This is a genomic window from Rheinheimera faecalis (assembly GCF_021290965.1).
GTDB classification, from domain to species: Bacteria; Pseudomonadota; Gammaproteobacteria; order Enterobacterales; family Alteromonadaceae; genus Pararheinheimera; species Pararheinheimera faecalis.
This window is the reverse complement of the sequence record NZ_JAJOYT010000002.1, coordinates 406,672-432,047: the sequence shown is the minus strand read 5'-3', so window position 1 is coordinate 432,047 and position 25,376 is coordinate 406,672. Positions and strand designations below refer to the sequence as shown.

Below are 25,376 nucleotides of genomic sequence, written 5' to 3'. Positions count from 1 at the left end.
TTAACTTACAAGCCAGTCGCGAATTCTGGCACTGGTTTTTACCAGTTGCCAGGTCTCGCAGCCATTAAAACTGGCGTAGTCCAGCACAGCTTTTAGTAGCGCCGCTTTTAATGCGTCAGTCAGTTTTACCTGCTCATCAAGCACTAGATGCTGCAACAATAATGTCTTGCTGGCTCTGTCTGCTTTGACATCGACCTGACCGATAAACTGGTCTTTATACAACACAGGCAGGCTGTAATAACCTATCTGACGTTTGGCGGCAGGTACATAAACTTCAATCTGGTAATCAAAATTAAACAGCTGCTTTAGCCGATCGCGCTGGATCACTAAGTTATCAAAAGGCGATAACAGCCAGACTTTATTGGGCACTTTTGGAGGCAGATCGTTAGTAAGCACTAACTGGGGCCTGTGGTAATACGTCTTTCCATCCAGCAGAAAACTCAACACCCTGCCCTGCTCCAGCTGTTGTTTTAGCTGCTGCTTTAATACCAACTGCATATTTTTACGCAGATACCCAATTTGCTGCACTGTCGCTACCGCCTGACTTTGCAGGCAACGCTCAATTAAATATTCAGCAAACTCAGCATCTGTAGGTGGCTGGTGTTGATGATGATCAGGCCAAACCCGTTCCGCCAGATCATAGACCTTCTGGAATTTATCTCTTTTGGCCACCATCAGCTTGCCCTGCATAAACAGCTGTTCCAGTGCCTGCTTGGCCGGTTGCCAGTCCCACCAGGCACCGTTTTTCTGGCCAGAATTTCCAGTATCACCAGCAAAGTCACTCGCCTTTAGTGGTCCTTCGGCTTCAATACGGGCCAGCACTTCATTCATCAGTTGCTGCTCTGGGTTAAACCAGTGGTTGTTGCCATTTTGCAGCAAGAGCTTTCGCTGCAAACTAAAACGATAATCTTCGGCTGGTAAAAATGCAGCGGCGTGCGACCAGTATTCAAAACTTTGTTTTTGCTCCAGCGCTTTATCCAACAGCTTTGGCTGGTAGTTTTTTACTCTGTTATACAACACATGATGATGTGCCCGCTCCACCACATAAATAGAATCCAACTGCACATAGCTAATTTGCTTCAGAACCTCTGCCACAGCTTTTTTGCCGGACGCTGGTTGAAGTAACCCCTGGTGCTGTAACACCAACTGGCGTAACTCTTTTGGGCTAAAGGGACAGGACAAAGTCATAACTTAAAACCTTAAATAAAAATCGGCCAGAAGGGTTCGATAGTCATCACTGTACTGGCCCGGGCTTTGTTGTATCAAGAGTTCTGTCTGTTCAACCTGGCTGGTTACGGCACCGGCACTAAAATCAAGCAGCTGCAATTTAGCTGCTTTATGCGCAGCGGTTTTGACCAGGCAACGGCGCTGTAAAGTCCAGCCAGTCTGTTCTGCAATAGAGATAAAATCTACATCAGCAGGCAACACTAAACAAAAATGTGCATCAGCTGTCGCAAGCTTTTTGGCAACAACAGTCAAATCAAAAAAAGATAAAGTATCGGTATGGCGGGCCTGATGCCGTTTTGGATCTGAAGCGCCTAAACTCAGCTGAAAATAGGGTGGATTGCTGATAATCAGCTCAAATCCAAGCTCCGGTTGGTTATCCGTCGCCGCATAGGTTAGAATATCGGCCTGAATGACTTGGATTTGTGCAGCCCAGCGACTGGCCGCCACATTATCCTGTGCCTGTAAGGCAGCATCCTGGTCCAGTTCTATTGCATAAACCAATGGGTTCAGCCCAGATTTTTGCAGTCGCTGCGCCAGCATCAGAGACAAAATGCCACTACCAGCTCCTATATCCAGTGCTGTGCCAGCCTTGGGTAAAGTTGCCCAGGCGCCCAACAGCAAGGCGTCCGTGCTGACTTTCATCGCACAGCGGTCGTGGCCAACAAAAAATTCTTTACACCAAAAGCCGCTCACCACTGTCCTTACTTACTAAGGTCAAAAGAGTGGCAGTGTATAAGAAGCTGTTTTGTGTGTCAGTAGAGAATTACCTATACCCTAAGTAATTGGAGTTGCAGAGAGGCAACAAGCGTTTAAGACCCGAGGAGCATAGTGCACCTATGTGACTGGGCGAAAACGTGAAGTTAACAAAGCTGCGGCTTTAAGTACGACGGGTATATCCCAGACGATTTAAACAGAAGGTATAAACAGCGTGAGCGAAATTAACACTGCACAGGAAAAAATGACCTTTGCTGAGTTTCAACTGGATGAGAGCTTAGAAAAAACCCTGAGTAAAGCGGGTTTTAAAGAAGCGACCAGCATTCAGAAACTGGCTATTCCTGTGGCTTTGGAAGGCCGCGACATACTGGCCAGTGCGCCTACAGGCACAGGCAAAACCCTGGCGTTTTTATTGCCAGCTATTCAGTACCTGCTGGATTTTCCGCGCCGTGACCCGGGTTTTGCCCGTGTATTGATCATGACGCCGACCCGTGAACTGGCCTATCAGATTTTTGAACAGGTACAACAGCTGATTATGCTGACCGACCTGCACGCTGGTGTAATCACCGGCGGTATCAACTACGGCAGTCACAAAGAAACTTTAGAAAAAAATAACGATATTCTGGTGGCTACACCAGGTCGTTTAATTGAATATCTGGATAACGAAAGTTTCCATGCAGACGAAGTGGAAGTACTGATCCTCGACGAAGCCGACCGTATGCTGGATATGGGTTTTGTTGGTGAAATGAACCGCATTATTCTGGAAGCTAAACGTCGTCGTCAGACCATGTTGTTCTCCGCCACTTTAGAGGGCAATGGCGTCAACAAGTTTTCAGAGCGTGCTTTACGTGAGCCAGTGCTGGTTGAAGCCACACCACCACGTCGTGAAAAAGCGAAGATCCTGCAGTGGATGCACGCTGCTGACGACGCCGATCATAAACTGGCGCTGCTTATTCATATTCTGAAACAAGAAGATGTCAGCAAAGTCATCGTCTTTGTGAAAACCCGTGAGCGTTTAGCCACCTTAACAGGTCAGCTGGAAGCCGCAGGTTTAAAATGTTGCTGGTTACAGGGTGAAATGGCGCAGGACAAACGTCAGACTGCTTTGGCCCGTTTCAGTAACAATCAGGTGCGTATTCTGGTGGCAACCGACATAGCGGCCCGTGGTCTGGATATTGACGACATCACTCATGTCATTAACTACGATATGCCACGCACTGCCGATGTTTATGTGCACCGTATTGGCCGTACCGGCCGTGCCGGTAAAAAAGGCACAGCAATTTCATTAGTGGAAGCTCACGATATTGGCGTGGTTGGCAAAGTAGAGCGTTATACAGAGCAGCCGTTAAAACGCCGCTTTATTGAAGGTATGCGCCCTAAACACAAAGAAGCCAAAGCGCCAACCAAGCAGAAAAAACCTAAAACAGCAGCCAAGAAAAAAGCGCTGAAAAAAGCAGCTAAAGCCAAAGGTTAATTCTTTACCCTGACCCGTTATATACCCAAGTAACTTGAAGTTGCGGCGAGGCGACAAGCCAGTGAGACCCCAGGAGCATAGTTAACCTATGTGACTGGGGCGAGAGGGCGCAGTCAACGAAGCTGCAGCTTCAAGGACGACGGGTATATTCCGCTGTATCACAAAGCGAACTATGTCGGGTTGGGCAGTTCTGGTTTAATTTATCTTGCCCAGCATCAACTTATTGTAATTTTGTATAAACTCCTGCCGCCGCTCAGCTGGCACTGCTTCTAAATGTAAATCCAGATAGGCCTGAGTGCCGGCCAAAGCTGCGATGCTTTGATTTAGTTTATCGATAATAGCCTGGCCAGTTTCGCTTTTATTGCAGGCAAAATAAGCCAGCTGCAAAGGCTCAGCTTCGGCAACTCCGTACCCTTGCAGTAGCGTTGCATCCGTAGTGGCCAGCATAAAAGGGTATTCCAGTACGGCTGAAACACGATGTTGCTGCAGCATAGGCCAAAGCTGTGCAATCTGAGCACCGCTTTGCTTAAAATACAAACTACGTCTGATCACCTTTTCTTTTAATAACAGATCCAAATCTGCACCATAAGAACGTTCCAGATCCAGCCCCACTACAAAGTCAGGTTCAGTCAACAACAACTCACGTAATCGGACTTGACCACCCCATAGCTTCAGTTTGGATTGCAGTTTGGTATGCAGCTTACTGTCCTTGGGTAAATAGAGTTTTAAACCTTCAATAGCCGAAAGTGGTCGGCTGAAAATAAATTCAGCCTGACGTTTTGGATTTTTTAATATGCTGGCCATGCAGCTGTCTGCTTGAGTACGGGTGAGTTCGCTGGCTTTAGTGAAATTCACCTGATGAAAATGTGGAGTGAGTTCAGAGCTTTGCGCCAAAATCAGCCGCATTAATTTCAACTCAAGACTTTCAGTAGTTACAGGTGTTGTGGTCAGCCAATTAGCTGGCATTTTACTTTGAAAATGCACATCCTGTGATTTAGCCTGCAACTGGTGGCTACAACAAAGTACTATGGTGATCTTAAAAACAAGCTTCCAACGCACCACTTCTGACCACCCAACTCTATGCCCTATAAAGCCAGCATAAAAGTGAAGTCTTTGGGCTGTAAAGCTTTTTCTTTTACAACAATGTCATAAATTGTTAAAGCAACCAGGCATAGCTGAATTTCATAAAGACAGAGCGTTGGTCCCGCTCCAAACTGGTCAGTTCATCATCCTGATAAGCATTGTCACTGTAACCAGCAAAAAACAAGGTCTGTGGATTGAGTTTATAGGAATACAATAGTTGACTACCCAAGCTGCGTTCCAGCTGTTGTTCAAGTCCCGGATTATTCAGCGGATTCTGCTCAATATCGCTGTAAATCAAAGTCAGGCGCAACAAACTACGCACGGAAAACTGATAGCTAAAACGTAAGTCGGTCAGGTTGGCGGTAAAGACTTCAGCACCGTCCGCCTCTAAATATCTGTAGGTATGACGAGCTTCAATTTGCAGATGAGTACTGGCATTCCAGCTGACTTCAGGCGAGACCTGCAGTAAATCCCCCAGCCTGTTATTACGATAATCAATGGCATCACCCAGTTCAATTTCTGCATTGGCATAAAGCGCAGATAAAGGCCTGAACTCGGCAAAAGTAATAAAACGTTTTTCGTTAAAGATCCGCGTATTGCCATCAATAGCCAGAGAATTGTTATTCAGACGCGGGCCTGTTTTATCTCTGTCCGTCAGACTAAAAGAGAAGAAGCTTTGTTGTGGTCCCCATAACTCCAAAAACAACTCTGCTTCTTTTTCCAATAACTCGTTATTGGCGTTATGACTGATATCCCAATCGCCGCTCAGAATAGCCCTATTCCACCAGCTGCTGTCAGAAAACCACTGATAGCCCAAACCCTGCACAAACTTATGAAAGTCGGTTTGTGGCATATAACCCATATCAGCCCGAAACTCCTTTTCCAGCGCCAGATATTCGGTATTCCACAACCAGGCACCATCATCATGTTCATACATGAAAAAATAAGCTGGGTCTGATAAATCATCCGCTAAACGTAAACCAGCTTCAGAATCTCCAAAGCTTTGACGTAACGGCTCTGAATACGTAGAGTCGGCATACAAGTACTGCAGCACCAGCTCATCTTGCTCCGTGACTTTATACTTCAGATCCAAGCCTGATAAATTATTGTGATAGCTGTCGCTTTGCCGCACGCTACTGATCCAACCCAAAGATACATCTGCATTCAGATCGTAACGATATCGAAGCACAGCGTTGGTGCTTTCCTCGTCCAAGACGGCGACGTCAGAGCCCAGGTTGCCTGGCACTATAAAAGTGGTTTTTTCATCATTGGCCGCAAAGAAAGCAAAGGAATGTTGCTGCTGTTTACCCGTCAGCTTAGCGCCTATGTCAGGTGCACCTATATTGCGGGTGTAAACCAAATCCAGAGGTGAACTGAAGTAATCCTGGTTATCGAGGAAAAAAGCGCGTTTTTCGTCAAAGAATAACGAGAAGGTATCATTCATCGACACTTGCGCTACATCAGCTTCGACCTGAGAAAAGTCAGGATTGAGTGTGGCATTGAGATTAATATCCGGTGTAATGCCCCATTTTAGATCCAGACTGACTTCGGTATTGGGTTCTGTCTGCCAGTCTGATTTCGCGTCGGGTGTCACATCACGTTGCTGACTGGCCCCCGTCACCAAAGACGGCACCACACTAAAATGACTGCCTTGTTTAGCACCGGAAAAGCCAGTAGCGATACGCATCTGACAAATCCAGCAGGGGTTCGCCCGCTCTATTTTATTGCTGGATAAGCGGTGTTTCACATCGCGTGGATAAAACCGTACCAACTCAATACGCCATTGCTGCAGTGCCAGTCTGTCATTAAAGTTTAGGATACGCAGTGGAATAGCGATCTCGACATGATAGCCATCAGGGGTGAGTTGACCCACACTTTGCCAAATACCGTCCCATGCGTCACTTTCATCGCCTGTGACTTCATTTTCTATTGCATCTGCCTGCACACCCAAAGGGTTACTGAAAAACTGATAAGCTAATTTTTGATCGTTGTAGCTATCAATTTTGATACCGACTAAATCGTCTTCCCAGACGTCATCTCTGTCTTTTAAAAAGGCACGGATTTGGGACGGATCGGGATCTTTGGCTTTAAAAGCCAGATAAAAATACTCACCGTTTTCCATTAGCAGCACTTCAGTTGCAACAGGAGCAGGCGTATTTTCTGATGGCCAGCTGTTGATGGTGATCTGAACTTTGTTCGCTTGCGTCCAGCCAGCGTCAGATAAATCGCCATCAATGCTGATAGCGGCGGTGGTTTTAGGAATGTGAATATCGGCCAGAGCACTAGCAGAAAACAGAGCAGCCAACAGAAAAAACCAGCGCAGCATTTACAGTCCTTGTACATCAGGAGAAAAAGTCAGGGGCACTATATAGAAAGAAATGCAAAAGAAGAAGGCCGGAAATACCGGCCTTCTATAGTGAATTTGTAACAGGTAGTTACCTGTCCCAGTAACTCTCTTCCAGAGAGTCTTCTTTTTCCGGTAAGCCTTTAGACAAGCGTGGCGCATTTTGTACCAGAATGGCGTAACTGACGCGGTTAGCGTATTTACAAATCTGAGCAAAAGACGAATAAGCCAGATAAGGTTGTTCGTGTTTACTGGATAAAGGCAAAGTTTGACGATGGAAATGATTGGCCGCTATGTCATGCAAAATAGCAGCTAAAGCACCATCGCCTGCGCCATTGGTATTTTTAATCCGCTCAGGCCCACCTAAATAAGGGTCGATATGCGAGTAAACTTTTACTGGCTGCTGGCAGTCTTTTTTCTGCATAGGACGGCTGAATTCAAACTCGTTGTAATCAGCCAAAGCGCCGGATTTGATTGGATTGGTCGTTTCACGTTTGGCTGATGCGTCTGTGTATCCACATAAATACAAACCTTCAGGACCAGCTGTTAACAGCACCATATCGACATAATCCAGCGCAGCTTCTGCCGCGAGCAAAGGATCAGCAAAACCAGTTAAAGCCTCAGCTTCCAGCTCATTCATCGCCAGCACATTGACATATTGCGACAGAGTTTGCTGAATAAGCTCTCTGTGCTCTTCGACTAAATGTTTAGTGCCTAAGCTCATCACCACAGGAACATCTGCAGCTTTAGCATCGGACAGCATTTTCACCATAGCCTGCTGGATAGGCTGATCGGTGGCGCGCAGTGGATAAGCACTGACCACTATAGCTGCAGCTTTGGCAATAATATCGGTTGGGATATAAGCAGGAGTTAACTCGTCCATATCACCCGGGTCTATCACAAAAGTGCGTTCGCCATCCGGAGTGATCATGGTAATACCGCGACCTATATCACCTGGCACGCCCTGCAGGTGGTTCATATCCACCTTGCTGCTGGTATGGCATAAGTAGTGATAGGCAGGAGAACCTAGTTGAATATTGGCTGACATCACGCCCAATAACACGGATTTATCATCAGCCAGTACAGAGTAGTTATGTACTGTATTGCCTATGGTGCCGCCGGCAAAGTGATCAGAAATAGCGTTAGAACCCACCAGTTCCTGATAAATCAGGTCAGCTTTTCCATGCTCCACTAAGTTGGATAAGCCTTTGCCTATGCCGTATTTTTCAAGAAATTCATCACTGACATTGGCAATCACATCCACTATGGTTTGGTCCAAACCCACAATATAAGTGTCCAGTTCAGGCCGCACTTCGTAGCTGGGTAAAGTCAGCTTAGGCTGAGACACAGGAAAATAATGTTTGAGTTTACGACGACCAGGGAATTTCATAGGGCAACACTCGGATCAATAGAGCCGCGCATTTTAGCAAAAGCCAATTAAAAAAGCGCACTAAAAAGCCGCAGTTGAAGTGACCCCATAAAGTTGGACTCATTTTTAAGCGGCTATCAAGGCCTGATTTCGATACTCAATCGGACTCAGGCCTTTTAATTTCAACTTTATCCGTTTGTGGTTGTAATAGTCGATGTACTCTTTGATGGTCTCAATGAGTTCATCTGCATTTTTAAACACTTCGTTGTGGTACATCTCTGTTTTTAATAAGCCAAAGAAGTTTTCAGCCATGGCGTTATCTAAGCAGTTTCCTTTCCTCGACATGCTTTGCTTTAAACCTTTCTCTTTCAGCTGCTGCTGATACTTCCTGTTTTGATACTGCCAGCCTTGGTCAGAGTGAACAATCGGAGTTTCGTGTCGCCCAAGTTTAGCCGTCGCCTTTTTGAGCATGTCGGTGACCAATGATAACCTGACCGACGTACCGACTTCGTAGCTCACGACTTCCTGATTAAAGAGGTCAATCACAGGAGATAGGTACACTTTCTGCTCACCCACTTTGAACTCTGTCACATCGGTGACCCACTTTTGGTTTGGCTTGTCTGCAGTGAATTTTCTCTGGACTAAATCGGGCGCTATCCTGCCCACATCACCTTTATACGATGCGTACCGCTTGGGCCTTACCTTTGATTTTAAGCCAAGCTCACCCATCAATCGTTGAACGCGTTTATGGTTAATGTTCACCCCGGATAATCGCAACGACATGGTTATCCTGCGGTAGCCGTAACGCCCTTTATGCTCGTGATAGAGATGCACTATTTGCGACTGCAGTGCTTCATCAGGGGCCGTCCGCCTTAACACCTTGCAATGGTAGTAATAGACACTTTTTGCTAATCCAGTCGCTTTAAGTAAATGCTGTAAGCTAAATATCGCCTTGAGCTCATTGACCACTAGGGCCTTTTCTTTGCTTTGTTCTTTTTTGCCTGAGCCAAGGCTTCTAACTTTTTTAAAACAGCATTCTCTGCACGCAGATAATCCAACTCTTCCCTTAATTCTTTTTCTGTCATCTGCGATGACGGTTTGGGCTCAGAAGAGTGGTGTGTCATACAAGGTCGGCCTTTGTTCTTTGGGGTAAGTCTGGATAGTCCTTCGCAAGAATAAAGCTTTAGCCACTGAAATAATATACCTGGAGTCGATAAGTCAAAGTAGGCGCTGGTAAACCCAAGCGACCACTGATTCTCACGCATCGCGGTGATGACCTGAAGTTTGAAATCAGAGGTATAAGGATAGTCTTTGTGGAGAAAACTATCTAAGCCATGAAGTTGATAAACGGATGACCAGTAGCGGATTTGCCCACCTGACACATCGAACCTGCGACTGAGCTCGCGTGAACTTTCGTACTGAGCACATTTTGCTAATTCAAGCTTAAATGCTCTTGGATGTTTGGACATAAAAAGACCCCCAGTAATTGGAATGTCCAACTATTGGGGGTCACTTCAAGTTTTCTGCGGCTTTTTCGGTTATTTAGCGCAAAGACTAAGAAGTATCAATCTGGCTGTTGCATCCGTGTAAACACCAGCTTATCCGCTTTGGATTCTGCGCTACTAAACTGGTAGCCAGCGCTGTTAAATTGCTTTAAGCCATCCACCTGATCAATCTGTTGCTCAATGACATAACGAGCCATCAGGCCACGGGCTTTTTTGGCGAAAAAGCTGATGATTTTATACTGACCATTTTTGAAATCTTTAAATTCCACATTCAGCACCTTGGCTTTCAGCGCTTTTTTATCCACGGCTTTAAAATATTCCTGCGAAGCTAGGTTCAGCAGCATCTGTGAATTTAACTGCTCCAGCTGTTGATTCAGTTCAGTACTGATCCGATCGCCCCAGAACTGATATAAATTTTTACCACGGCCATTTTCTAACGAAGTGCCCATTTCAAGACGGTAAGGCTGCATCAGATCCAAAGGCCGTAACACCCCATACAAACCACTTAAAATGCGTAAGTGTTGCTGGGCATAGTCCAGTTCTTTTTGTTTCAGGCTGGACGCTTGTAAGCCCTGATACACATCCCCATTAAAAGCAAAGACAGCCTGACGGGCGTTATCTGGCGTAAAAGGTGTGGACCATTGTGCGAAACGTGCTGCATTCAAGCCAGCCAGTTTGTCACTGATATGCATCAAACCTGAGAGTTGAACTGGTGTCAGATCGCGGCAATAGGGCATCAACTCAAGGCTTTGATCCAGCAAAGCGGGTTGGCTAAAGGCGGTAACTGATAGCGGGCTTTGGTAATCTAAATCTTTAGCGGGTGATATCACCATCAACATGGGTTTTGGTTTCCTGTACTGCTTAGTAAAACAACTATATCAAATTAAAAGCTTTAGCTCGACAACAAAACTCAATACGGGCGCGGCTTTGACATGGTTTTTACTTTTTTTCATGGTAAGCTCGGGTTAACATAAAAGCCTTATGCTGTATGGCGAAGAGTAGCAAAATAAACAGAATTCCGAATGCCGGAAACTTGCCGCAAAAGCCTGTTTTTGTGTTGTAATTTTCCTACATTTATTTAGTATTAAGCCCCACATCACTGACTTGTGATCAGAAAAACGGTAATAAAACAATATGAGCACTTTACTTGAACAGCTAAAAGCAGTGACTACAGTCGTAGTCGACAGTGGTGACTTAGGCGCCATTGAACAATTCCGCCCTGTAGACGCTACAACAAACCCTTCTTTGTTACTCAACGCCAGTCAACTGGAGTTTTCTAAGCCGTTATTGGCTCAGGCTGTAGCTTATGCCAAAAGCAAAAGCTCAGATCTGGCGACTCAGGTCAGTATCGCCAGCGATAAGTTTGCGGTAGATATCGGCACTCAGATCAGCAAGTTAGTGCCGGGTCGTGTTTCTACAGAAGTCGATGCCCGTTTATCTTTTGATACCCAGGCCAGCATCAACAAGGCGCTGCAACTGGTTGCTTTGTATGAAGAAAATGGCATCAGCAAAGATCGCATTTTGATCAAGATAGCCTCAACCTGGGAAGGTATTCAGGCAGCCCGCCATCTTGAGCAACAAGGTATTCAGTGTAACCTGACGCTGCTGTTCCATATGGCGCAAGCCCGTGCTTGTGCTGAAGCTGGCATATTCTTAATTTCTCCTTTTGTTGGCCGTATTCTGGACTGGTACAAAGCCAACACCAAACAAGACTACACAGCAGAAACCGATCCTGGTGTAGTTTCAGTGCGTGAAATTTATCGTTACTTCAAAACCTATGGCCATAAAACTGTGGTGATGGGTGCAAGCTTCCGCAATATCGGCGAAGTTTTAGCTTTAGCAGGCTGCGACCGCTTAACCATCAGCCCTGGGTTACTGGAAGAACTCAGCCAACAGCAAGGCAGCTTAACAGTTCATCTGCAAGATACAGGTGCTACCGCCAAAGAAACTGCGGCTTTGACTGAAGCAGAATTCCGCTGGGCGTTGAATGAAGACGCAATGGCCACCGAAAAACTATCGGAAGGTATCCGTAAATTTGCCGTTGACCAACGTAAGCTTGAATCTTTAATTCAGGCCCAGTTACAGGCTTAGCTACAGGCCTAATCAAAGGCTTAATTTTTATCACCATCGGATCACTACAGGAGTTTATATGATGTCGTCTGCACTTTGGGCTGAATTAAAACAGCTGGCACAACAGCCTTTGTCATTGCGTCAGCAGTTTGCTGCAGACCCAAAGCGGGCTGAGAAATTTCAGGTCAATGCCTGTGGTATTCACCTGGATTTTGCCAAAAACCTGATCACAGATGGCATCTGGCAAAAGCTGCTGGAGCTGGCAAAACAAAGCCAGATCCAAAGCAAAACTCAGCAGATGCTCAATGGCGACAAAATTAACAACACTGAACAACGTGCCGTCTGGCATATGGCGTTACGTGCCGATACGAACACACCTTTAGTGTTAGATGGTGTTGATTTACAGCCAGAAATTCAGGCTTGTCATGCTCAGATGGCAGAGCTGATTGGCCAGTTGCATCAAGGCAGCTACAAAGGCTACCAGGGCGATGCCATTACCGATCTGATTTGGATTGGTATTGGTGGTTCTTTACTGGGCCCACAAATGGCCTGTGAAGCTTTAGCGCCTTTTAACAAAAGCCCTGTGCGTATTCACTTTGCCGGCAATATAGATGGTGCCGTCGTCTCTGATGTAGTCAAAGCTTTAAACCCTGCCACTACGCTGGTGTTTGTCGCCTCTAAGTCTTTTGGTACTGAAGAAACTAAACAAAACGCCTTGGCTGTGCGTCAGTGGTTTACTGACAAAGGTGCAGACAAAGCCGCTATAGCGCAGCATTTCTGGGCTACTTCGTCCAATATCAAAGCCGCAGCAGAATTTGGCATAGTGGCTGAACATATTCTGCCGATGTGGGACTGGGTGGGTGGTCGTTATTCGTTATGGTCTGCCATCGGCTTCCCGGTAGCGTTGCAGTTGGGCATGGAGCAGTTTCAACAACTGCTCAAAGGTGCCCGTGATATGGACCAGCATTTTATCAATGCGCCGCTTGAGCAGAATATGCCGGTGATTTTGGCTTTGTTGGGTGTTTGGTACATCAATGCCAAAGGCTGTCAGGCTCATGCTTTATTGCCATACAGCCATTATTTACGTTTCCTGCCCTCATACGTGCAGCAACTGGATATGGAAAGTAATGGTAAAGGGGTGGATCTTGATGGCAAGCCATTAACAGATGCCACAGCTCCGGTAATTTGGGGAGATGCAGGTACCAATGGTCAACATGCTTACCACCAGTTATTGCACCAAAGTGTATTGGCTGTGCCGTCAGACTTTATTCTGCCCGCCAAAGTCAGTCACGAGCTCAAAGATCATCACCACAGATTAGCAGCGCACTGCTTTGCCCAAACTCAGGCGTTAATGCAAGGCAAAACTTTTGAAGAAGCCAAAGCTGAAGTACTGGCAAGTGGCGCATCAGAAGCAGAAGCTATTGCTTTGGCTCCACATAAAGTGTCGCCTGGTAATAAGCCAAGCAATACTTTATTGCTGCCAGAATTATCACCTTATTACTTAGGCGCCTTAATAGCGCTTTATGAGCAGAAGGTGTTTTGTCAGGGGGTTTTGTGGAATATCAACTCTTTTGATCAGTGGGGTGTTGAGCTGGGTAAACAGCTGTCGACGCCTATTTATCAGGTGTTATCTGATCAACAAAAAAATAACTTTGATGCGTCCACAGAGGCACTTATCGCAAAATTTAAGCAGTTGAACTTAGGCTAACCTGTTGAATGAACGAAAAACATTCATTTTTCGTTCATATTTGTGTCAAAGAGTTATTTTATTTTTAGACAAAGTGTGGTACTAATTTGTTGAAAATAACAACAACTCAGAGGGGCAACCATGGAAAGCTTCGAAGACTTACTGAATATGTTGGAGCGTCCTGCGACGAAGAGCCGTGCAGTCAAACGCAAGTGGCGCGAAATTGAAGCAGTCAAAGAACGCCAGCGCTTAAAACGAGAACTAGAAGATATAGACTGGACCATAGAACCTGAATTAGTAGACATCGAATTAAGTTAAATTGAGCCCCGGCAGCAATGTCGGGGCTTTTTATTTGGCTGTCATTCAGGCTCTGAATACGGGGGCTGGATTTATCCCTGCCCGCTCTATGTCTATTTATACTTGCCAGCGGATAGGGGTTTTACCCTGCTGTTCGAGTAGCTCATTCGCCTTTGCAAAGTGTCCACAGCCTAAAAAGCCGCGGTGCGCTGACAAAGGGGATGGATGAGGTGCGGTCAGAATATGGTGTTTCGTTTTATCAATCAGCTGCGATTTTTTAATCGCATGACTGCCCCATAACAAAAACACTATACCTTCTGCATTGGCACTGATAGCCCGGATCACTTGATCAGTAAACTGCTCCCAGCCTAAGTGACGGTGTGAGTTGGCTTCGTTCGCCACCACAGTCAAGGCAGTATTGAGTAACAACACCCCCTGCTGTGCCCAGCTTTCCAGACACCCATGTTTAGGGGTCTGAAAATCAACATATTCCAGCGCAAGCTCTTTGTAGATATTGCGCAGCGAAGGTGGAATAGCCACTCCTGCAGGCACAGAGAAACTTAAGCCATGAGCCTGATTCGGACCATGGTAAGGGTCCTGGCCTATCACTACCACTTTCATCTCTGCAAAAGGCGTTAGCTTAAAAGCATTAAACACCAGCGTTTCAGGTGGATAAATCACCTGGCCTGCGGCACGTTGTTGCTTTAAGTAATCCATAGTTTGCAGAAAATAGGGCTGATTTTTTTCAGCCCCAATCACGTCTTGCCAATTTAAAGACACAGTTTATTTATCCAGAGTCAGTAAGAATTGGCGTAATTGTACAAAATCCGGCGCCATATCTGCACTTAAACTTGCCTCTGATGCAACTGCTGCTAACTCCGGCGGCAGAGCAATAGGGCTGCCAAGGATATTTTCGACCTGCTCTTTAAATTTAGCCGGATGAGCAGTGCCTAAGAAAATACCAAATTCGCCATCCTGCAAACTGCGCTTTAACGCTTTGTAGGCTATAGCAGCATGAGGTTCGCTGACATAACCTAAATGTGCCAACTGACGCATCGATACCTGGGTATCTTCTTCGTCCACCATCACAGCTTCTAAATCGTCGCGGGAAATTTTACCTTGCGCCAATAAAGCCTCAACCCGTGGCCAGTTATTTGGTGCGCTGACGTCCATCGCATTGGATAAGGTTGCCACTGTTTTGTTTGGTGTCCACTGACCCTCTTTCCAATAGCGTGGCACAGTGTCATTTAAGTTAGTGGCCGCTATCATACGTTTGATCGGTAAACCTAACACCTTGGCAATCAAACCAGCTGTCAGGTTACCGAAGTTACCACTAGGCACAGCAATGACAATTTGATCTCTTTTATCTTTTGGCACTTGAGCCACAGCTTCAAAGTAATAACAAATTTGTGCAAATAAACGGCTGATATTAATAGAGTTCGCTGAGTTGATATTCAGCTGTTTGACTAAATCACGGTCGTTAAATACCTCTTTCACCAGCGCCTGACACTGGTCAAAATCGGCGTCTACTGCCAGCGTATGGATGTTATGACCTAAGGTAGTAAACAGCTTTTCTTGTAATGGGCTGATTTTTCCTTTTGGAAATAAAATCACTACATCCACACCAGCTTGCTGATAAAAAGCATGAGCCACAGCAGCTCCTGTATCACCCGAAGTGGCAGTGACAATAGTGGTTTTGCTGACATTCTGCTGCTTTTGCGCCTGAATTAACGCCTGCGCCATAAAGCGGCCACCAAAGTCTTTAAAAGCTAAAGTGGGGCCATGGAATAACTCTAAACAGGCGACATCCTCTGTCACTTGCGCCAAAGGAGCCGGAAACTGAAAAGCGTTACTTACCATCTGATGGATTTGTTCAGCGGAAAGCTCGTCACCAATTAAAGCTTGCAGTACTTTGGCGCTGCGCTCAACAAAAGGTAGCTCTAATAAAGTGTCAATATCCAGAGTTGGCCACTGGGTTGGGAAAAACAAGCCCTGCTGCTCACCCAAACCAATACGTACTGCATCTAAAAAACTAACTTGTTGTGAAGCGACTTTTGTATTTGTTAATTGCATTGTTACATCCTACAGCGCACGTGCGCCTTGTCTCGCCAGACGACAGACTGTCGTGATGGCATCTGAGTTTTTAGCGTAATGCTGTTGTAAATAATCAGCGGCAAATTGGGCTTGAGTATCGTTTTGACAGACTGCAAAAATAGTAGGGCCAGCGCCTGAGATACCGACATGGCCTATACCCTGGGCTGTTAACTTTTCACGAATAGGCAGAAGTTCCGGCATCAAGTGCTGACGGGCAGGCTCAGCCACTAAATCCTGCAAAGCCGCAAAAGCTTCTGTTTCATCCCAGGCATACAAAGCACTGATAAAACGGCTTAACATGCCGGCAAAAGCTATGCTGTGTTTGAGCGTCAATTGTCGTGGCAATACGGCGCGGGCCTCTTTGGTCGACAGCACAGTACCCGGATAACAAAGTACGACCTGCCAGTGTTCAAACCAGGGCAAAGCCCGGCATAACAAAGGGCTATCCGGCAACATCAACAATAAGCCACCATAAAAAGACGGAGCCACGTTATCGTAATGCACTGAACCACTGACGCCACCTTCCAACTGCGCCATTAGCTGCAACAGCTGATAGTCATCTAAAGGTTTACCGAAATAATCATTAAAGGCATAACAGGCCACGACAATAGAACAGGCGCTGGAACCCAAACCACTGCCAACCGGCAGGTTCTTCACCAGCTCCAGTTGCAGCCGTGGCAAAGTCCGGCCTATTGCCTTTTCAAAGGCATAAAAACACTTCAGCACTAAGTTTTCGTCTGTATCACCCGGCAACTGATGCACATAACGGCCAGTCAAAGTTAAACCCAGCTCCGACTGTTCACTATGAATACGCAGTTCATCGCCAAATAAAGAACCATCGACAGGTTCAAAAGCAGCGCCTAATAAATCAAATCCAACAGAAAAATTCCCCGTGGACGCAGGCGCAAAATACGACTTCATGTTACATCTCCTGCTGCCAGGACAAAGTCCGCATTACATCACTGAACACACCTGCTGCTGTTACCGCAGCACCAGCACCATAACCACGTAAGACAAAAGGTATTGGCTGGTAATACCGGGTATGGATAGCCAGCGCATTTTCACCATCTTTCACTTTAGCCAATGGATGATCCAGATCCAAAGCTTTGATGGCGACTTTGCAGCAACCTTCGCTGATTTCACCTATGTAACGCAGCACCTGACCTTTGGCTTTCGCCTCTGCGATACGTTCTGCAAAAGACTTATCAAGTTCTGGTAACTGCTGCATAAAAGTCGGTACATCTGTGCCAGGCGCAAAGTCGGCAGGCAACACACCTTCAACTTCGACATCGGCTAAGTTCAGCATCAAGCCAGACTCACGCGCCATGATCAGTAACTTACGCGCCACATCCATACCAGATAAATCATCACGTGGGTCAGGCTCAGTAAAGCCTAGTTCCCGAGCTTTGCTGGTCACTTGTGATAAAGACTGCCCCTGCTCCAGTAAACCAAAAATATAGGATAAAGAGCCGGATAAAATGCCTTCAAAAGCCACCAACTGGTCACCAGCATTAAACAAGCCCTGTAAGGTGTCGATCACCGGCAAGCCTGCGCCTACCGTAGTTTCATAAAGGAAACGACGGCGATGTTGTTGTGCCACCTGACGCAGCTGATGGTAGTAGTCCAACGAACCCGTATTGGCTTTTTTGTTTGGAGTGACCACATGGAAGCCGGCTTTTAAGAAATCGACATACAAATTGGCCACAGGTTCTGCACTGCTGCAATCTATTAAAACCGGATTAGTTAAATGCTGCTCCTGAGCAAAGCGACTTAAATCTGCCACAGAAAACTTAGCTTTGGCCTGCTGCATCTGTTGCTGCCACTGGCTTAAATCTATGCCTTTTTCATCCAGTAACAAAGTTTTGGAATTGGCTATGCCATACACCTTCAGCTTGACATTACGTTGCTGTAAAAACTCTTGCTGACGTTGGAACTGCGCCAGTAACTCGCTGCCCACCACACCACAACCCACCAGAAATACATCGATACTTGGGATATGGCTGAAGAAGTTTTCATGGCACACTTTCACTGCGTTCTGACAGGCTTTTTGTTCTACTACAGCGGAGATAGAACGTTCACTGCTGTCCTGCGCTATAGCCACCACGTTGACCCGGGCTTGCGCTAAAGACGCGAAAAACTTAGCCGCCACACCACGGTGCTGGCGCATGCCATCGCCGACCAGACTGACAATGGCCATATCAGATAAAATTTGCAATGGCCGCAGTAACTTGCCTTGCAGCTCCAGTTCAAACTCAGCTTCCAGCGCTTTTTTCGCCGAAGCCAAATCCAGCTGAGCCACACAGAAGCTGATACTAAATTCAGAAGACGACTGAGTGATTAAACTGACCGACACCTGTTCACGCGCCATAGTGGCAAAAACACGGGAGGCCATCCCCACCACACCTTTGAGGCCAGGGCCAGAGACGGTGATTAGCGCCAGATGCTCCAGACTGGAAATACCTTTGACCAGCGAGTCACCGTTATTATCGGCATCAATACAAGTGCCGGGTGCTGCAGGGTTTAAGGTGTTTTTGATATAACAAGGAATTTGAAAACGCGCCAATGGCCCAATGGTCTTTGGATGCAGTACTTTGGCACCAAAATACGACAGTTCCATGGCTTCATCATAGGATAAATGGTCAATCAGCTTGGCTTGTTTCACCTGACGTGGATCAGCACTGTAGACGCCATCCACATCAGTCCAAATTTCACAGACTGAAGCTTTGACCGCAGCAGCGACAATGGCGGCTGAGTAGTCAGAGCCATTGCGGCCCAATAAACACAGCTCGCCCTGTGCATTACTGGAGACAAAACCTGCCATGACATAGACCTGAGCCGATTGTTTAGCTAAGGCCGCGGCAAATGTTTGTTCAGAGGCAGGAATATCTGCCACGGCATTTAAGTAATCGCCCTGGCTTTTTACTAAAGCTACAGAGTCCAGCAGCGCCACATTGACCTGACGGGATTTAAACAGAGCCGTCATCAGGCAAACACTGAACTGCTCACCCATACCTAAAATTTGCGCCTTGATATGATCAGGGCAATAACTTAACAAACTGATGCCTTGCAAGCGTTCAGTCAGTTTTTGCTCCTGCTCGTCAGCCAATTGCTGCACTGCACTTAATTGCTCAGAGCTCACCCGCAAAGCAGCCTCTGAAACCAACTGAGCCAAGCGCTGCTTCCACTGCAGCAAAAGAGGTTGATAGTCAGAACCTAAAAAAGCCAGATCCGTTAGTTCCACCAGTAAGTTGGTGACGCCCTGAGGCGCAGACAACACCAAGCCTACGCTCTGATTGCCAATTTGCTGTTGTACTATATCCGCTACCTCGAGGAAGCGGGTTACCGACGCCAAAGACGAACCACCAAACTTAAGCACCCTCATGTTTTACTCCTTGCTAAACGAAAAAGGCCCGTGACGGGGAGGTCACGGGCCTTTTTGAAAACAATACGCCGCCGACCTCCTACCCCGCAGGGTTGGTGGTAATAATAATGGTGAGTGTATTGCGGATTTGTGTCTTTTTCATACTGTCTATATGCTCAAAGTTTTAGACGTCTGTCAATCTAAATGTTTAGATTATTCTAAATTTAACGGGCTGCTAATTTGCTTTTAGCTGAAATTCTGTTTCGCCTGCGCTATAGGATACAACTCTATTGCGGCCATCTCTTTTGGCATTATAAAGTGCCATATCAGCCTGACCTATCAGCAATTCGTGCGCTCGCTCGCCTGCCACATCCAGTTGCGCAACACCTATACTGATAGAGGTTTCTATAGACTGCTCATGGAATGTGACAGCTGTGCTGCTGACCGCCAGACAAATACGTTCAGCCACATCCATGGCGCCCGCCAGCGCTGTGTTGGTCAGTACTATGCCAAACTCCTCACCGCCGTATCGACCAAACCAGTCGGTATCACGCAATAAAGCCCGGACCCGTGCAGTGAGTTCAATCAGTACACAATCTCCGCCTAAATGACCGTACTGATCATTGAGTTGCTTAAATTTATCTAAATCGAACAATAACAAGGACAGAGGTTGGTTGTAACGCTGGGCCCTTTGTACTTCCAGTTTTAGTTGCTCTTCCCAATAACGCCGGTTTAACGCCTTGGTTAAGCCATCAATACGATTGCTTAGTTCCAGCTTTTGCATCGTGCTCTGTAAATGCTGCTGATAGACAAAGGCATCTGTGGCATCTTCAATCAGCAAACAGACATAACGACGACCTGACGGATCACTCAACGGCAACATGGTGCAGTTTTGCGCCATATACTGACTGCTGCTGGTGACGGGTCGCAAATGGGGCAACTTAATCACATACTGACGTTGCTCCCAGCTGCTAAACGACGGGCTTTGTAATTCAAGCACTGAAGCAAATTTGCGTCTGAGCCAGGCTTCCGGCACATCTTTAAAGACTTTAAACAGACTTTGGCCTTTTGCCTCAGCAAGCTGTACTGAACTATGACGCTGTAAAAAGGTATTCAGATACACCAGTTGAAATTGTTCATCTACCACCAACACGCCACTGTTGAGTTGCTCCAGTATAGGGCCGGTTAACCAGTCTTCTGACATCAATATTCTTCCACTATCCGATCCAAAATTTGCTGGATATTTAACACAGCTTCACCAGGGATCAACAACAACATATCGCAGTTAAAGGAATGATCAATTAACTGGTAACTAATATCTACTTTAAGCGCCAGCTCCCAGTGACAAGCCGTTTCAACCAGAGCTTCGGTCACATTATTCTGCCGCGACGACAAAACCCGGGGCGCACTGTAGGACAGACTATTATCAATTTGCTCCGCCAGACCATTTAAAAAAGTGGTGGTTAAAATGGAGCTGATATCAGTCAGCATCTCAAGCTCGGACGCACTGTCTGTGTCATAGCCTAATAAAGCAGCAATTCGATGGGCGTTATCCAGCTGATACAAAACTATAGCTTCGCCGCGCAGGCCATCATTGCCCAAAAAGCCCTGACTGACTAAAGCAGCATCTGTACTGCTGTACTGAGCTTCAAATTGAGCTGGAATTTGCGCCGAACTGACCAGCTCAATAGCTGGCACCTGTAAATGCACAAAGGTATTTAAAAAGCGGGCAAGTTTGTCGCTGGCCAGACCCATGGCGACATTAATCAGCTCCTGCAAACAATCCCTTTGTTCTTCAGAGAATACTGTACTCATATCAGGCCATATTGTTTCAAAATAACGATAAGCTTTTCCGGATTGACCGGTTTATGGATAAAGGCCAGAGCGCCCAGTTCTGTCACTCTTCTTTGCATTTCAGGCTGAATGTCCGCAGAAATGACAATGACAAAACAATCCAGACCATCCTGCTTAATAGCTTCAAGCACTCCTATGCCATCCAGCTCCGGCATGGTCAGATCTAAAAACACTAAACCGATCTCCTGACTACGCAAAATAGCCAATGCTTCCACGCCATTACCGGCAGTGAGGATATCGGCATCAAATGACTCAGGTAAGGATTTACGCACTTGTTTTCGTGCCAGTAAGGAGTCGTCACAAATTAATACAGGTAACGCCATTAAAACAGCCTCTTTATTATTGCTTTATTTGTTTTTGCTTCTGTGCGTGTAGTTCAAATAGTAGACATCGCTACCATACTGAAAGATGTTGCAATTTAACACCATTAAATGCTGCTTTTGCTGCAATCTGACAATTTATAGCAGCCATATTGCTAAAGCAGCTCTTGTTGCCTAGTCTCTAAGTTATTTATTACATATAGTATTTTCATTTAAACAGATCTTCTATAAGTTAGTGTTTTAGGGTGATTCATTATTAAGCCGAACCAAACAAGGTTGTTTCATGCAGCAGAAAAGTTTATCGCGTAAACTGCTGACTAAAGTCTTGTCAGTATATTTTATCCTGACCTTTGTCGTGACTTTAGGCCAGATTGTTGCCGAGTACTTCAACACCAAAGATCATATCAATGGTGAGTTAGCGACGTTACAGCAAACTTTTTCCGGCAGTCTGACCCGTGCGATTTGGGAGTTAAATACCCAACAAGCATTGATTATTGCAGACGGCCTGTTAGCCATTCCTGCTATTGAAGGCATCATAGTACGGGACGATAGTGGCGCCGTTATTACACAATTAGGTCGTTACATCGACATCAGTGAACGTTACAGCAACCAGCTGGTACAGGAAGGTATTCGTTTAACAGAACAAAACTCCGGTTTATTTGGCTACACCTTTCCGCTTATCTTTGAATTCTCTGGCCGCGCCACTCAGGTCGGTGATGTCACTTTATTCTCCAGCCGCGCCGTGGTATTGGATCGAATTAAAATTGGTATTTATTTTCTGGTGGGGAACGCGGTATTAAAAACCACTTTTTTAATTATTCTGTTTTTACTGGCCTTCCGTAGTCAGCTGACCTTGCCATTAAGCGAGCTGACCCAACAAATTGAAGATCTGGAGCTGGATCATCTGGAAGGCACTAAAGTTGAAGTGCGCCACGATGAAGCCAATGAACTCAGCGTGATGGCCGATGCTTTTAACCGCTTGATTGCTCGTGTGCAGGATTACAAAGTTCAGTTGGAAAGCACCCAGAAGCAGCTGCTGCATTCGAATGAAAAACTCGATCAGCACAACTTGCTGCTGGAGCAGGAAGTTGCGAGAAAAACCTCAGGCTTAAGTCAGGCCATGATGGATTTACAACAGCAAAAACAAGAACTTGAAGTTAAACAACAAGCCTTGCGTGAAGAAATAGAACGTCGCCGCCACAGTGAAGAAGCGTTACGTGGCAAACAAAGCGAGCTGGAAAAAACCGTTGATGATTTAAAGCAGGCACAGGACCGTTTAGTGCAGTCAGAAAAAATGGCTGCTTTAGGGGGCTTTGTCGCTGGTATCACGCATGAAGTGAATACCCCTGTAGGTATTGGCGTTACAGCAACCAGCTTCCTGGCTGAAAAACTAACTGCCTTAGATGCGGCCTACAAAGATAAAACCTTATCACCTAAAGTGCTGGAACATTTTATTGAGGAAGCCAAACAAAGCACGTCCTTGCTGCAGTCGAATCTGACGCGCGCTTCTGAATTGATTGCCAGCTTTAAACAAATTGCCGTCGATCAGACCAGTGATGCGATTCGCACTATTAATTTGGCCGAATACCTGCACGAAGTGATCCGCTCCTTGCAGCCAAACTTCAAAAAGACCCGCCATCATATTGATGTGAATTGTCCGGAAAGCCTGATGCTGAGCTGTCCTGCCGGCGCCATATCGCAGATTTTTACCAACCTTTTAATGAACTCGTTAATTCATGGTTTCGAAGAGCTGGAAGAGGGTTATATCCGCATTACTGTGCTGGATGAAGGCCAGATGGTTGATATTACCTATTCTGACAATGGCCGTGGCCTGACTCAGGAGCAGTTGGAAAAACTCTTCCATCCGTTTTTCACCACAAAACGTGATCAAGGCGGCAGCGGTTTAGGTACTCATATTACCTATAACCTGGTACGTCAGACGCTGGGTGGTTCAATTCAGGTCAGCAGCGAACCAGGCCATGGCCTGAGTTACCATATTCGTTTCCCGAAAAACTTAAAACGGAATTCCTGAACTTAAACAACAAAGTGCAGCGTACTGCACTTTGGTTTTTTCCGCTGAAAAACTCAAAATCTGACGGTTGAACTCTGTATACTAAGCCGCAATTCTTATAGACAGAGTAGTTAACTATGTGGTTTAAAAATTTACGTTTATATCAGGTTACTGAAAACCTGAACACCGATCAGGATCAATTAGAGCAGGCCTTAGCTGCATTCAAATTCACCCCTTGCACCTCGCAGGAAGCCATTAAAATGGGCTTCACCAGCCCTTTGCACCCAAGTCTGAAGCAGTATTGCCACCAGACCAATGACGTGATGTTATTTGCGGTAAAACGTCAGGAAAAAGTTCTGCCAGGTTCAGTGGTCAATGAAGAACTGGCACCAAAAATTGATGCAATGGAGCAGGAAAAAGGCCGCCCTTTAAGCCGCAAAGAAAAGCAGGCGTTAAAAGAAGAACTGATCCAGACCCTGTTACCACGCGCTTTCAGCAAATCCAGCGTCACCACAGCTTTGTACGACAAACAACAAGGCTGGTTACTGGTTGATACCAGCAGCGCCAGCAGAGCAGAAGAATTACTGGCTTTGCTGCGTAAAGCTTTTGGATCTTTACCTGCAATGCCGCTGTTGGACAACCATCAGTTGAATCAGCAGCTGCATTTCTGGTTACAAGGCAAAGAACTACCGGAAGGCTTCCAATTAGGTGCTGAAGCTGAATTAAAAGCTCCGGATGAAGAAGGTGCCAAAGTGCGCTTTATCAACCACTTGTTAAGTGCAGATGAAGTGCAAAGCCATTTGCAGGATAAGCTGGTGACAAAACTGGCCTTAGAGCAGGATGAAAAAGTCACCTTTTTGATCTGCGAAGATGGCAGTATCAAACGCCTGAAATTCCATGACTTGTTATCAGGTTCTAACGAAGAAATGGGCTGGGATGATGTTATTGGCCGTTTAGATGCCGACTTATTACTGATGACAGACGCTTTACGTCATGCACTGTTGCCATTAAAAGCCAATATCAGCGCTCAGTAAAAACTGACCGTCAAAACAGCAAGGCCCGCACATCAGCGGGCCTTTTTATTCTATCAGGCTTAATCAGCTTAACAGCGCTTTGATTTCCTGAGAAATTAAACGGATTTCCGCTATCTCCATAAAGTTAGTATCCGGCACTATGTTGCGTTCGATATAAGGTTGCAGCGCCTGTAATCGTGCTGTGCCTTCTAACGGGCTTTGGACCAAAGCACCAAGCCGGATAAAGTCGATGTAACTAACCTGCTCAGTATGATAGGACGAATTATTCCAGTTCAGCACAATCTGTACATAAGTATCAGCAAAATCCCAGGCTCGCATAATGCTGGAGCCTATCTGGCCTGATAAAGTGCTGATGGCGTTTTCTAAAAACTCCGGATCACCAAAAACAGTCTGATAACGCTCAGCTTCAGTCAGAATAGGTAAAGCACCTATTAAATGCATTAAACCAGCCAACGTCATCACATCCAGATTGAGATTACAGTGCTTGTTCTCCGCTATATATAGCTTTAAACAGGCCAGAGCTATACTGGTGACATTGACACTGTCGCGCCATACCAAAGCCATTCTCTCTTTGATCTGCTCATGTTGTGAAACAAAAAGCTGCTCCATCGCCATAGCTGTCGCAATATTTTTCACCTGACTCAAGCCAATACGGGTGATAGCCTGGTTTAATGAATTCACCTTAATTGAACGTCCCATAAAGGCACTGTTGGCAACTTTAATCATACGGGCTGCCAAGGCTGGGTCCTGAGCGATAACATCCGTCATCATCACCAGGTTGCTGTCTGGATCGTCAGCTGTTTTCCGAACCCGAATAGCCATTTCAGGTAAAGTTGGCAGCACCAGCATATCTGTGCGGATCTTCTCAACCAAAATGGTTAACAAGGCATTTTCAGCCGACATAACAAGATTCCTTACAACAAAAAAATTCA

The 25,376-nt window shown here is 46.0% G+C and carries 22 protein-coding genes; 6 read left to right on the top strand and 16 right to left on the bottom strand.

Annotated elements, in window-relative coordinates; translation table 11 throughout:
- Both LSG34_RS05560 and LSG34_RS05555 read right to left on the bottom strand, forming a co-directional pair.
- A complete protein-coding gene (locus LSG34_RS05560; RefSeq protein WP_233007840.1) occupies positions 1-1,188 on the bottom strand; it encodes a winged helix-turn-helix domain-containing protein in 1,188 nt (395 codons plus the stop codon).
- A 3-nt stretch (positions 1,189-1,191) separates the two neighbouring features.
- The gene (locus LSG34_RS05555) at positions 1,192-1,920 is read right to left on the bottom strand and encodes a tRNA1(Val) (adenine(37)-N6)-methyltransferase (RefSeq protein WP_233007839.1); all 729 of its coding nucleotides are present in this window, start codon (positions 1,918-1,920) and stop codon (positions 1,192-1,194) included.
- 235 nt (positions 1,921-2,155) lie between these two features.
- On the opposite strand from LSG34_RS05555, the gene srmB reads away from it, so the two are divergent.
- A complete protein-coding gene (gene srmB / locus LSG34_RS05550) occupies positions 2,156-3,415 on the top strand; it encodes an ATP-dependent RNA helicase SrmB (RefSeq protein WP_233007838.1) in 1,260 nt (419 codons plus the stop codon).
- Positions 3,416-3,610: 195 nt separating this feature from the next.
- Here srmB and LSG34_RS05545 read toward each other — a convergent pair whose 3' ends face one another.
- The 6 genes from LSG34_RS05545 to yaaA all read right to left on the bottom strand — a co-directional run bounded on the left by LSG34_RS05545 (position 3,611) and on the right by yaaA (position 10,555).
- Complete coding sequence (locus tag LSG34_RS05545; RefSeq protein ID WP_233007837.1) at positions 3,611-4,474, bottom strand: hypothetical protein; 864 nt, start codon at positions 4,472-4,474, stop codon at positions 3,611-3,613.
- Between the two features lie 97 nt (positions 4,475-4,571).
- Positions 4,572-6,824: a carbohydrate binding family 9 domain-containing protein gene (locus LSG34_RS05540; RefSeq protein WP_233007836.1), complete on the bottom strand. Its 2,253-nt coding sequence runs from the start codon at positions 6,822-6,824 to the stop codon at positions 4,572-4,574.
- A 109-nt stretch (positions 6,825-6,933) separates the two neighbouring features.
- Entirely contained in the window at positions 6,934-8,232 is a 1,299-nt protein-coding gene (locus LSG34_RS05535; protein WP_233007835.1) for an inosine/guanosine kinase, read from the bottom strand.
- 105 nt (positions 8,233-8,337) lie between these two features.
- Positions 8,338-9,282, bottom strand: a complete 945-nt coding sequence (locus LSG34_RS05530; RefSeq protein ID WP_233007980.1) for an IS3 family transposase — start codon at positions 9,280-9,282, stop codon at positions 8,338-8,340.
- On the bottom strand, positions 9,180-9,680 hold the full coding sequence (locus LSG34_RS05525; RefSeq protein WP_233007834.1) for a hypothetical protein: 501 nt from the start codon (positions 9,678-9,680) through the stop codon (positions 9,180-9,182). Before LSG34_RS05525 ends, LSG34_RS05530 begins: the two co-directional genes overlap by 103 nt.
- Before the next feature lie 95 nt (positions 9,681-9,775).
- A complete protein-coding gene (gene yaaA, locus LSG34_RS05520) occupies positions 9,776-10,555 on the bottom strand; it encodes a peroxide stress protein YaaA (RefSeq protein ID WP_233007833.1) in 780 nt (259 codons plus the stop codon).
- 295 nt (positions 10,556-10,850) lie between these two features.
- Here yaaA and tal point away from each other — a divergent pair, with 295 nt between their 5' ends.
- The 3 genes from tal to LSG34_RS05505 all read left to right on the top strand — a co-directional run bounded on the left by tal (position 10,851) and on the right by LSG34_RS05505 (position 13,791).
- On the top strand, positions 10,851-11,807 hold the full coding sequence (gene tal, locus LSG34_RS05515; RefSeq protein ID WP_127020448.1) for a transaldolase: 957 nt from the start codon (positions 10,851-10,853) through the stop codon (positions 11,805-11,807).
- 58 nt (positions 11,808-11,865) lie between these two features.
- Entirely contained in the window at positions 11,866-13,494 is a 1,629-nt protein-coding gene (pgi, locus tag LSG34_RS05510) for a glucose-6-phosphate isomerase (RefSeq protein ID WP_233007832.1), read from the top strand.
- Positions 13,495-13,614: 120 nt separating this feature from the next.
- A complete protein-coding gene (locus LSG34_RS05505; protein WP_008897291.1) occupies positions 13,615-13,791 on the top strand; it encodes a DUF3545 family protein in 177 nt (58 codons plus the stop codon).
- 96 nt (positions 13,792-13,887) lie between these two features.
- Here LSG34_RS05505 and ung read toward each other — a convergent pair whose 3' ends face one another.
- The 7 genes from ung to LSG34_RS05470 all read right to left on the bottom strand — a co-directional run bounded on the left by ung (position 13,888) and on the right by LSG34_RS05470 (position 21,402).
- Positions 13,888-14,550: a uracil-DNA glycosylase gene (gene ung, locus LSG34_RS05500; RefSeq protein WP_233007831.1), complete on the bottom strand. Its 663-nt coding sequence runs from the start codon at positions 14,548-14,550 to the stop codon at positions 13,888-13,890.
- A gap of 3 nt (positions 14,551-14,553) precedes the next feature.
- A complete protein-coding gene (thrC, locus tag LSG34_RS05495; RefSeq protein ID WP_233007830.1) occupies positions 14,554-15,843 on the bottom strand; it encodes a threonine synthase in 1,290 nt (429 codons plus the stop codon).
- Between the two features lie 9 nt (positions 15,844-15,852).
- On the bottom strand, positions 15,853-16,785 hold the full coding sequence (gene thrB / locus LSG34_RS05490) for a homoserine kinase (RefSeq protein ID WP_233007829.1): 933 nt from the start codon (positions 16,783-16,785) through the stop codon (positions 15,853-15,855).
- Between the two features lies 1 nt (position 16,786).
- Positions 16,787-19,246: a bifunctional aspartate kinase/homoserine dehydrogenase I gene (thrA, locus tag LSG34_RS05485; RefSeq protein ID WP_233007828.1), complete on the bottom strand. Its 2,460-nt coding sequence runs from the start codon at positions 19,244-19,246 to the stop codon at positions 16,787-16,789.
- A 214-nt stretch (positions 19,247-19,460) separates the two neighbouring features.
- Entirely contained in the window at positions 19,461-20,429 is a 969-nt protein-coding gene (locus LSG34_RS05480; RefSeq protein WP_233007827.1) for a sensor domain-containing diguanylate cyclase, read from the bottom strand.
- The gene (locus LSG34_RS05475) at positions 20,429-21,040 is read right to left on the bottom strand and encodes a chemotaxis protein (protein WP_233007826.1); all 612 of its coding nucleotides are present in this window, start codon (positions 21,038-21,040) and stop codon (positions 20,429-20,431) included. Before LSG34_RS05475 ends, LSG34_RS05480 begins: the two co-directional genes overlap by 1 nt.
- Positions 21,037-21,402 (bottom strand): response regulator, encoded by a 366-nt coding sequence (locus LSG34_RS05470; RefSeq protein WP_233007825.1) that lies wholly within the window; start codon positions 21,400-21,402, stop codon positions 21,037-21,039. The genes LSG34_RS05475 and LSG34_RS05470 overlap by 4 nt, the downstream gene beginning before the upstream one ends.
- 280 nt (positions 21,403-21,682) lie before the next feature.
- Here LSG34_RS05470 and LSG34_RS05465 point away from each other — a divergent pair, with 280 nt between their 5' ends.
- On the top strand, positions 21,683-23,431 hold the full coding sequence (locus LSG34_RS05465; RefSeq protein ID WP_233007824.1) for a sensor histidine kinase: 1,749 nt from the start codon (positions 21,683-21,685) through the stop codon (positions 23,429-23,431).
- A gap of 116 nt (positions 23,432-23,547) precedes the next feature.
- Positions 23,548-24,444 (top strand): recombination-associated protein RdgC, encoded by an 897-nt coding sequence (gene rdgC, locus LSG34_RS05460; RefSeq protein ID WP_233007823.1) that lies wholly within the window; start codon positions 23,548-23,550, stop codon positions 24,442-24,444.
- A gap of 63 nt (positions 24,445-24,507) precedes the next feature.
- Here rdgC and LSG34_RS05455 read toward each other — a convergent pair whose 3' ends face one another.
- Positions 24,508-25,347: an HDOD domain-containing protein gene (locus tag LSG34_RS05455; protein ID WP_233007822.1), complete on the bottom strand. Its 840-nt coding sequence runs from the start codon at positions 25,345-25,347 to the stop codon at positions 24,508-24,510.
- Between the last annotated feature and the right edge of the window lie 29 nt (positions 25,348-25,376).